We start from the raw sequence: 7676 nt of genomic DNA on the forward strand, positions 1-7676 counted from the left end.
CTACTTTTGCTTAATGGAAACAACATCTTTTTCGTTCAAGGATACTTGTTCTTTTTTATTAATCTCTACATATTCACCTTCAGCTAAGTTCGTGAAGATAATAGGTGTAATTGTAGATGTTGCATTTTCTTTAATGAACTCAAGATCAAAGCGAAGGAGTTCTTGCCCTTGCTCGATAGTATCATCTTGCTTAATTAGCGCTTCAAAACCTTCGCCTTTAAGATTTACTGTATCAAGTCCAACATGGATTAAAATCTCTTTTCCTTCATCAGACAAAATACCGATAGCATGTTTAGTAGGGAAGAGGTTAATGATTTTCCCGTTTACCGGTGATTTAACAACACCTTCTGTTGGTTCAATTGCAAACCCGTCGCCCATCATTTTACCAGAGAAAACTTGGTCCGGAACTTCTGTAATTGGTAGAACTTTACCTGCTAATGGTGATATGAATGATACGTCACCAGCTACTGCTGCAGTTGCTGGTGCTGTTTCTTCTACTGGAGCAGGTGTTCGACCGCTAATAATATCTTGCATTTGTGATTTAATTTGGTCAGAGCGTGGACCAAAAATTGCTTGAATGTTGTTACCCATCGTCATAACGCCCGAAGCACCTAGTTTCTTCAACGTGTCTTTTTCGACTTTGTCAACATCGTTTACACTAACGCGAAGGCGAGTAATACAAGCATCTAAATTTGTTAAGTTTTCTTTTCCGCCTAAAGCTTTTAATACATTATATGGTAGTTCAGACGTATTTCCAGTTGAAGGTGAATCATCTTCATCCATTTCTTCACGACCAGGAGTCATTAAATTAAACTTCTTAATCGCAAAACGGAAACCGAAGTAGTAAATCACAGCGAATACTAGACCGACTGGAATAACAAGCCACCAATCAGTTCGATTCGGAAGAACTCCAAAGAGTAAGAAGTCAATAACCCCACCGGAGAAAGTCATACCAATCTTAACATCAAGCATTTGCATAATCATGAAAGAAAAACCGGCAAATACGGCATGTATCGCAAATAAAACTGGAGCAACAAATAAGAAACTGAATTCAATAGGCTCTGTGATACCAGTTAAAAATGAAGTTAAAGCAGCAGAACCCATAATACCTGCAACAAGTTTCTTTTGTTCTGGACGAGCACAATGATAAATAGCTAATGCAGCAGCAGGCAGTCCAAACATCATAAATGGGAACTTACCAGTCATAAATGTACCAGCTGTTAATTCCGCACCATCACGAAGTTGTGCGAAGAAAATACGTTGGTCACCTCGTACAATATCTCCAGCTGCGTTCGTGTATTGTCCAAATTCAAACCAGAATGGAGAGTAAAAGATGTGGTGCAAACCAAATGGAATTAACGCACGTTCGATAACCCCGAAAATAAAGGCTGATACCGTTTGATTTGTTTCTACCATTAAGTAAGATAAATTATTTAATCCGACTTGAATAGTCGGCCATACAAAGTATAGAGCAATACCGACCAACAAACCAAAGAACGCTGTTGCGATAGGTACAAAACGTTTTCCAGCAAAGAAGCCTAAATAAGATGGTAGTTCAATATTGAAATATTTCTTATACGTAAAGGCGGCAAGCAAACCAGCTATGATCCCGCCAAAAACCCCAGTTTGTAGCGTTGGAATCCCTAAAACATTAGAAATACCAGGATCATTAGCAATCATTTCTGGTGACCACTCACCATAGCCTCCTATTACACTCATCGTAACGTTAATGATTAGGTAACCGATTAGAGCTGCTAGACCGGCTACACCATCTCCGTTCGAAAGTCCGATGGCAACCCCAACTGCAAATAAAAGAGCGAGGTTGGCAAAAACAATATCACCCGCATTTTCCATTACACTAGCAAGCATGACAACCCAGCCTGTTTCCAGAGCAGGAATTCGTGCTATTAAATCTGGATTTTGCAAAGCGTTACCAAAAGCAAGCAAAATACCTGCTGCCGGTAATAAAGCAACTGGTAACATGAGAGCTTTACCGACACGTTGCAAAACGCCAAACGAATTTTTAAACATAATGATTCCTCCTTGTATAGTTAGTTTGAAAAAGTATTTTGAAATTTATGCAACAAAAAAAGACATGAGTGGCAAAGTGCTTACACAGTATCGTTAGATATTCGTGTAATCACTTCTCTTCCACTCATGCCTGCATAACCAGTAACACGTAAAAAGAAATATGATAGCATTTATTAATTATGATTGCTTAGAAAGTCTTTGAAGGTGTAATGTTAAATACACAGCTTCAGCTTCTGGAATCGTTTTCTTTAAGGTTTGTTGCATAATTTTCATCAATTTCCATGACAAATTGTAGCACACAGGATATTCAGCTTGCAACACATTTTTTAATGAATCTTGATTATCAAAATATTGCCCTTTATTTATCCGCTCAATCGCATGGTGAAGATGCCTGACCAGTCTTAAATAATTTACATCTTTGCGATCGATTTTTAATTTTAACGCTTCTTCAGTTACGGAGACTAATTCACTTATTAACTGTGTGTGACGATTTACTTCTTTTAGAGAACGTCTTGTTAGTGCACTATGAATGTGCAAGGCAACGAATCCTATTTCTCCAGGAGGGATATCAAGGTCTAATTGACTGCTCAAATAATCAACCAGTTCTGTAGCTACGGAAAATTCTTTTGGATAAGCTAGTTCAGTTTCCGGGAGAAACGGGTTCTTTACATCTAATCCTTGTTTAACCCTTTTAATTGCGTAAAAAAGGTGGTCCGTTAATGCAATATGGATGTGTTCATGTAAGTTAACAGCAAACCTTTCCTCAACAATCTCGATAATATCATTCATTAGTCCAATGAAATTTTCATCAACATAATCAAGCAGTTGCTTATATTGCTCTTGTTCTTTTTCTTCTTTTAATACAAAGAACTTTTCAGCTTGCGCATCAGCAACATGGTCCCCTGTCTTTTTTCCGAAGCCGAGCCCTTTTCCAATAAGAATAACTTCTGCATAGCTAGGATGTTCTGCAACTAAAACATTGTTATTTAGTACTTTCTTGACGGTTAACATTAATTTTCCTCCTTTCATCAAAATAAGAATTTTGTCGAACTTTATACTCTTTCCCACATCAATCATATCGAGAAAAAAAAAGAACGTCAATGGAAATGATCCCTTACATAATGAATTTTTCTTTGTGTCATTAGCGAATTTTCCCTTTTTTGGTTCTACCCATAAAACGGTCGATTTTTCACGTTGTATGAACTAGTATTAAAGATGATTAACGTAAGGAGCTTTCTAACCGTGAAGAGTCAATTAACATATGAAGATATGAAGAATATAGTTGGGCAGATTAACCAAAGAAATTACGATTACGACGAACCTTTCTTGAATGTTGTAGATAAAATTTTGGATAACAGCGAAGGGAAACATGTTCAAACCTTACCGTTACTGCTTTAAGAAGAATTACAAACAACAAATGTAGACCGGGATTAAAATTATTTTTTGTTGTTTCAATAATTTTCTAACTATTTTTCGTTTAGTAAAAACGTCACTCGTGGTATGATTAAAATATAAATTATGAAATTCTATTCTTTATTTTTGGGATAGTGCATAGGTTATAAACTATATAACCTGTTGCTGTTGTTTTATGTTTATGACTGTCATTTAGATAGAAAGTAGACCGGGAGGGATATCAGGTGGAAGAGAAAGAAATTCATGCGTATTTTGAAGAACGAGTTATACAGGCTAAAACACAGTTTGAACGTACTGTCGATTGTAAGCATACCGAATTTGATGATCTGTATCCATACATGACGGAGCAACCGCAGTTTTTTTGGTACAAACGTTATGTTGCTTGGCAGGAATTACTAACGGTAGTTAAAATTGCAGAAGATATGAACATGGAATGGAAGAGTCTTTTCTTAGATAAACAATCTTCTTTTATTGAAGGCAGAGTACTAGATGCAAAAGTTCTCGATGATTGGTATGAAGAATCTGAAAAGCCGGAAAAAGAGTCAACGAAAAATGAATAGTAATCTTCCCCCTAAGAGTTAAATACTTAGGGGATTTTTTTTGAAAGGAAGTATGTGATGAAGTGGTTTCAAGTTTTCCTGCTTTTAGCTGTTATAGGCTTAAAGGCGTGTGGTATTCAGAGTCCAAACGAAGAATCGAGTGAAAAAATAGAAAAAGAAAAAAGCATTATAGAGGAAAAAGAAGGTGAAAAGGAGTTAGCGATAGAGGATAGTATGCCAAAGATCGACTTGAGCCTATACGAAGAGCGTGAACCGCTACACTGGGGAGAAAATGTTAAAGGTGTGAAAACCCGTATAGATACAGATGAGAAAGTAATTGCTTTGACGTTTGATGCGTGTGGAGGCCCTTATGGGAATGGATATGATGCATCATTGATTGATTTTTTAAGGGAAGAAGAAATCCCTGCTACATTATTTATTAATGAGCGTTGGATAGTAGAGCACGAGGAATTGTTTATAGAGCTAGCTCGCGATCCGTTATTTCAAATTGAAAATCATGGAACGTCACATGTGCCTCTTTCAGTAACTGGTAATTCAGCCTGGGGAATTAAGGGGACTGAGAGCCCAGAGGAAGTAAGAGAAGAGGTATTAGGGAACCAAGAAACGATTCGTCAATTAACAGGACAAGCTCCAACTTTGTTTCGTTCGGGTACTGCATTTTATGACGAAGTAGCCGTTGAAATTGTAAATGCTTTAGGGTTGCAAGTTGTTAATTTTGATATTTTAGGTGATGCAGGTGCGACTTTCTCTGCTCGTGAGGTCCACGAGGCGATGATGAAGGCTACAAATGGATCGATTGTACTTCTTCATATGAACCAACCTGAAAGTGGGACTGCAAAGGGAGTCCAATTGGCTGTTATGGACTTGCGTGAACAAGGATATGAGTTTGTTACATTAGCTAATACTAAGTTGAAATAATGCTAAAAAAGAAGGGTTATCCCCGGTCTTAAGTGACCTTCATTTTGGGGGATAACTCTTCTTAGTTTAATGTAATGTGTGAGTCCGTGTGCTGATAAATCCCGTCAAGTTTGTCTCCAATATCCTCTTCGATTTCTTGATTTGTCGGAAGCGAGTCATAACTTTCTATAATCCTAAATGTTTCAAGGCATAGGAGATGGAATGGATATTTCTCACCACGGTCTTCAATAATGGCGTATAGCTTATTTTTTTTTGTACTGATAAGGTCCCCAGGCTCGTTAACTGAACGTTTGCGGTTAATCGTCACATTCACGCTAGGTCACACCTCTTTTTTAGCACCATTATTGGAGAATTTTAATGAAATTATTCATAAAAAAAGAATTTTATTTCTTTTTGTTGTTTGCACGGTTTGTCCCATTATCAATCATTTCACTTGCAACATCTTCATTCAATAAGTTTTCTTTAGGGGTCTGATTGTTTGTTAACGCCTTTCCCTTTTGTCTGTTTCGCTTATCCATTTGCACAGCCTCCTTGTCATTGTCTAAAATTGGTTTCACTGTTACTATTTCTTTAGATCAAAATTCTATTCAAAGAGTAGGTGTCACATTGGCAAAAAAGAAGTTTTATGTTGTTTGGAAAGGCAGAAAAACAGGGATCTTTACATCGTGGGCTGAGTGTGAAGCCCAAGTAAAAGGGTTTACAGGGGCAAGGTTTAAATCGTTTCCTACTAAAGAAGAAGCCGAAGCTGCTCTATCCGGGGAATCGAGGCCAAAAAGCCAAAGCCGTTCAAATGATAAAGTGGCTAAGGAGATTAATGAGGAAGTTGAATGGGACAGCATTTCTGTTGATGTGGGCTGTCGAGGCAATCCCGGTATTGTAGAATACAAAGGTGTTGATACGAAAACGGGGGAAATCTTATTTTCTCATGATGAAATCCATATTGGCACGAATAATATGGGAGAATTTTTAGCAATTGTCCACGGATTGGCTTACCTAAAAGATCAAGGAAGTTCTAAAACGATTTATTCCGATTCAATGACAGCCATTAAATGGGTAAAGCAAAAAAAGGCTAAGTCAACATTAGAGCGGAATGAAAAGACGGCCTATATTTGGTCATTAATGGACCGTGCTGAAAGATGGTTGCAAACAAATAGCTATCCTAACAAAATTAAAAAATGGCATACGGAAAAATGGGGAGAAATTAAAGCTGATTATGGACGGAAATAAGCAGGGGTGTAATGTAGCTGTTATTAATCCCACTTTTAGTGAGCTTTTTATTAGAATAATTTAGGAGAATTTGTCTGTGAACGATAAATTATTGTTAAACCAACTAGAGTATTTTCATAAAGGCGAGACAAGAGATGTATCATTTCGTCTGAAACAATTAAACATATTAAAGCAAGCGATCCGGCGGTACGAAGAGGATTTTCTTCATACCTTGAACAAGGACTTAAATAAATCAAAAGAAGAGGCTTTCTTAACAGAGCTTGGACCACTCTATCAAGAAATTACATATGTGCAGAGACACCTTCGTAAGTGGGCAAAGCCGAAAAGGGTAAAGACAGCTATTTCCCACGTTGGTTCTAAGGGATATGTGTATCATGAGCCTCATGGAGTAGCGCTCATTATCGCACCTTGGAATTACCCATTGCAGTTAGCGTTTGCTCCTCTGATAGGTGCTATTGCAGGGGGGAATTGCTCTGTAATCAAGCCTTCTGAGTTAACACCATATACTTCAAGACTAATTTCACAATTAGTTAAAGCTCATTTTTCGGAGAAATATATTGCGGTTGTAGAAGGCGATGCTAGTGTCAGTCAATCATTACTTTCAAAGCGATTTAACTATATATTTTTTACAGGGAGTGTTGGTGTAGGGAAAAAGGTAATGGAAGCAGCTTCAAGAAATCTAATACCTGTAACCCTAGAATTAGGCGGGAAAAGTCCAGTTATTATTGATAAGAGTGCGAAATTGAAATTAGCGGCAAAACGAATTGCTTGGGGGAAATTTATTAACGCGGGTCAAACATGTGTCGCTCCAGACTATGCACTTGTACACAAAGAAATTCAAGAAGAGTTTCTCTCTCATTTAAAAAATGAAATTGAGAATGTATATATAACTAAGTATGAAGAGGGGACATATCCAAGGATCGTAAGTGAACGTCACTTTAAACGATTGCTATCCTTTTTGGATGACGGAGATATAGTTGCAGGCGGATTCAGTGAAGAGGAATGTTTAACGATTTCACCAACGCTGCTTACCGATGTAAAATGGGATGCCCCTATCATGCAGGAGGAGATTTTTGGACCGATCTTACCTATTTTTTCATATGAAGATGATAGTGAAGCAATGGCTATCGTTCGTGACAAGCCCGAACCATTAGCTCTCTACATTTTTGCAGAAGATCAAGGAGTGCAGCATAAGTTCATTCATCAGCTCTCATATGGTGGCGGATGTGTAAATGATACGATTATGCACCTTGCTACCCCGCACTTACCTTTTGGAGGAAAAGGAGAAAGTGGAATGGGGGCATACCACGGTTATGAAAGTTTCTCTGCTTTTACAAATAAGAAAAGTGTCTTGAAGCAATCGAGTCGATTTGACTTGCCAATTAGGTATAAACAAGATAAAAGAACAATGAAGTTACTCAGAAAGTTATTACGTTAATTCATCGTTTCAACGATGATAATCAAAATGAGAAAAGAATATAATAGAAATAAAAATATTCAAACCCTATAGAACTACTGTTTTATAGG

General features: G+C 37.4%; 8 protein-coding genes. 4 read left to right on the forward strand and 4 right to left on the reverse strand.

Going from position 1 to position 7676, the window contains the following annotated elements:
• Both ptsG and glcT read right to left on the reverse strand, forming a co-directional pair.
• Nucleotides 1–2031 (reverse strand): glucose-specific PTS transporter subunit IIBC, encoded by a 2031-nt coding sequence (ptsG, locus tag MF646_RS11515; protein ID WP_250096642.1) that lies wholly within the window; start codon nucleotides 2029–2031, stop codon nucleotides 1–3.
• A gap of 177 nt (nucleotides 2032–2208) precedes the next feature.
• Nucleotides 2209–3042: a glucose PTS transporter transcription antiterminator GlcT gene (glcT, locus tag MF646_RS11520; RefSeq protein WP_250096643.1), complete on the reverse strand. Its 834-nt coding sequence runs from the start codon at nucleotides 3040–3042 to the stop codon at nucleotides 2209–2211.
• A gap of 626 nt (nucleotides 3043–3668) precedes the next feature.
• Between glcT and MF646_RS11525 the strand changes: the two genes are divergently transcribed.
• Together MF646_RS11525 and MF646_RS11530 are read left to right on the forward strand one after the other, a co-directional pair.
• Nucleotides 3669–4004 carry a hypothetical protein gene (locus tag MF646_RS11525; RefSeq protein ID WP_250096644.1) on the forward strand — a complete coding sequence of 112 codons (336 nt, stop codon included), beginning with the start codon at nucleotides 3669–3671 and terminating at the stop codon, nucleotides 4002–4004.
• A gap of 57 nt (nucleotides 4005–4061) precedes the next feature.
• Nucleotides 4062–4922 carry a polysaccharide deacetylase family protein gene (locus MF646_RS11530; protein ID WP_250096645.1) on the forward strand — a complete coding sequence of 287 codons (861 nt, stop codon included), beginning with the start codon at nucleotides 4062–4064 and terminating at the stop codon, nucleotides 4920–4922.
• 61 nt (nucleotides 4923–4983) lie between these two features.
• Here MF646_RS11530 and MF646_RS11535 read toward each other — a convergent pair whose 3' ends face one another.
• Together MF646_RS11535 and MF646_RS23285 are read right to left on the reverse strand one after the other, a co-directional pair.
• Nucleotides 4984–5235 carry a hypothetical protein gene (locus MF646_RS11535; RefSeq protein WP_250096646.1) on the reverse strand — a complete coding sequence of 84 codons (252 nt, stop codon included), beginning with the start codon at nucleotides 5233–5235 and terminating at the stop codon, nucleotides 4984–4986.
• 70 nt (nucleotides 5236–5305) lie between these two features.
• Nucleotides 5306–5440 (reverse strand): hypothetical protein, encoded by a 135-nt coding sequence (locus tag MF646_RS23285; RefSeq protein ID WP_275980291.1) that lies wholly within the window; start codon nucleotides 5438–5440, stop codon nucleotides 5306–5308.
• 88 nt (nucleotides 5441–5528) lie between these two features.
• Here MF646_RS23285 and rnhA point away from each other — a divergent pair, with 88 nt between their 5' ends.
• The gene (rnhA, locus tag MF646_RS11540) at nucleotides 5529–6149 is read left to right on the forward strand and encodes a ribonuclease H (protein WP_250096647.1); all 621 of its coding nucleotides are present in this window, start codon (nucleotides 5529–5531) and stop codon (nucleotides 6147–6149) included.
• Between the two features lie 76 nt (nucleotides 6150–6225).
• Complete coding sequence (locus MF646_RS11545) at nucleotides 6226–7587, forward strand: aldehyde dehydrogenase (protein ID WP_250096648.1); 1362 nt, start codon at nucleotides 6226–6228, stop codon at nucleotides 7585–7587.
• Nucleotides 7588–7676 lie beyond the last annotated feature (89 nt).

The organism is Halalkalibacter alkaliphilus (genome assembly GCF_023555415.1).
Classification (GTDB): Bacteria; Bacillota; Bacilli; order Bacillales; family Bacillaceae_D; genus Halalkalibacter; species Halalkalibacter alkaliphilus.

What these genes read in the sequence shown, in the direction of transcription:
- ptsG (WP_250096642.1), bottom strand. Translation starts at nt 2,031, where the DNA reads ATGTTTAAAAATTCGTTTGGCGTTTTGCAACGTGTCGGTAAAGCTCTC.
- glcT (WP_250096643.1), bottom strand. Translation starts at nt 3,042, where the DNA reads ATGTTAACCGTCAAGAAAGTACTAAATAACAATGTTTTAGTTGCAGAA.
- MF646_RS11530 (WP_250096645.1), top strand. Translation starts at nt 4,062, where the DNA reads ATGAAGTGGTTTCAAGTTTTCCTGCTTTTAGCTGTTATAGGCTTAAAG.
- MF646_RS23285 (WP_275980291.1), bottom strand. Translation starts at nt 5,440, where the DNA reads ATGGATAAGCGAAACAGACAAAAGGGAAAGGCGTTAACAAACAATCAG.